This is a genomic window from Nocardioides sp. CPCC 206348 (assembly GCF_048654705.1).
Classification (GTDB): Bacteria; Actinomycetota; Actinomycetes; order Propionibacteriales; family Nocardioidaceae; genus Nocardioides.
This window is the reverse complement of sequence record NZ_JBMCZA010000216.1, coordinates 42,563-43,861: the sequence shown is the minus strand read 5'-3', so window position 1 is coordinate 43,861 and position 1,299 is coordinate 42,563. Positions and strand designations below refer to the sequence as shown.

Below are 1,299 nucleotides of genomic sequence, written 5' to 3'. Positions count from 1 at the left end.
TTCGTCGAGTGCGGGTTGTTCTTCCCGTTCCTCCCGGGCGACACCCTGTTGTTCGCGCTGGGACTCTTCATCGCCGGCAGCAACACGACCGGCTACTCCGTCGTGGGCATCGAGCACGAGCCGACCGAGCTCGTCATCGCGATGGTGCTGCTGGTCGTCGCGGCCTTCGCGGGCAATGTCGCGGGCTACGAGATCGGGCGCAAGCTCGGGCCGCCGCTCTACCACCGCGACGGCAGGATCCTGAAGAAGCAGTACTTCGACAACACCAGCGCCTTCTTCGAGAAGCACGGCAACAAGGCGCTGGTCATCGGGCGGTTCGTGCCGTTCGTCCGGACCTACATCACCGTCGTCGCCGGCGTGACGCAGATGGAGCGCCGCCGCTTCTTCGTGTGGAGCGCCATCGGTGCCGTGCTGTGGGTCGTGTCGATCACCCTGCTCGGCTACTTCCTCGGAGCGGCCATCCCGGCGCTCGGCGAGAACATCGACTACGTCACCTTCGCGATCCTGGCCTTCTCGGCGATCCCGCTGGCCTGGGAGTGGTGGCGCCACAAGCGTCCCGGGGCGAAGAGCAACAAGGCCCTCAGCACCGAGGCCGTCAGCACCGACGCCGTCACCGAGGCAGCCGTCACCGACGAGCGATGAGTATTCGCTGAGGCGACGGTCTCCCCTGCATCACCCACCTCAACACACGGGAGCAGCGATGGGCATCAACCTCAACCCCTACATCAACTGGCGCGGACAGGCCCGCGAGGCGATGGAGTTCTACCAGTCCGTCCTCGGCGGCAAGCTCGAAGTGATGACGTTCGCCGACATGGGCGGCACCGCCATGGGCGTCGCCGAGGCCGACGGCGAGCTCGACTGGGTGATGCACGCCGCCCTCTCCGTCTCCGACGCGGTGCTCCTCATGGGCGCCGACCACCCCAAGCACGTGCCCGGCGAGCCGCAGACCCAGCAGGTCAGCATCAGCGGACCGGCCGAGGACGGCGCCACCCTGCGCGCCTGGTGGGAGGGCCTCTCCGACGGTGCGACCATCTTCCAGCCGCTCGAGCAGGCGCCGTGGGGCGACAGCTTCGGCATGCTGAAGGACAAGTACGGCGTCGACTGGCTGGTCAACATCGCGGGCGAGAAGCCCGCCGAGTAACCACCCCGCTCGATGGTCCCGGGTCTATCGCAATTCAGGCCTGGGCGGCGGCCCGGGCAGCGTCGAGCTCGGCCTTGGTGAGGACCGCGCGGATCTCAAGCGCGACGTCCGCCAGCGGGTTGTCGTCGCCCGGGCTGCGGTCGATCGCACACACGACG

The 1,299-nt window shown here is 68.1% G+C and carries 2 protein-coding genes; both read left to right on the top strand.

Annotated elements, in window-relative coordinates; all coding sequences use genetic code 11:
- Positions 1-642: DedA family protein (locus ACOADB_RS23530; protein ID WP_378604460.1), on the top strand; the 642-nt coding region annotated here is incomplete at its 5' end.
- 58 nt (positions 643-700) lie between these two features.
- A complete protein-coding gene (locus ACOADB_RS23525) occupies positions 701-1,141 on the top strand; it encodes a VOC family protein (protein ID WP_378604457.1) in 441 nt (146 codons plus the stop codon).
- The last annotated feature ends 158 nt before the right edge of the window (positions 1,142-1,299 follow it).

Excerpts from the sequence above, each read along its gene's own strand:
- ACOADB_RS23525 (WP_378604457.1), top strand. The coding sequence starts at position 701 with ATGGGCATCAACCTCAACCCCTACATCAACTGGCGCGGACAGGCCCGC.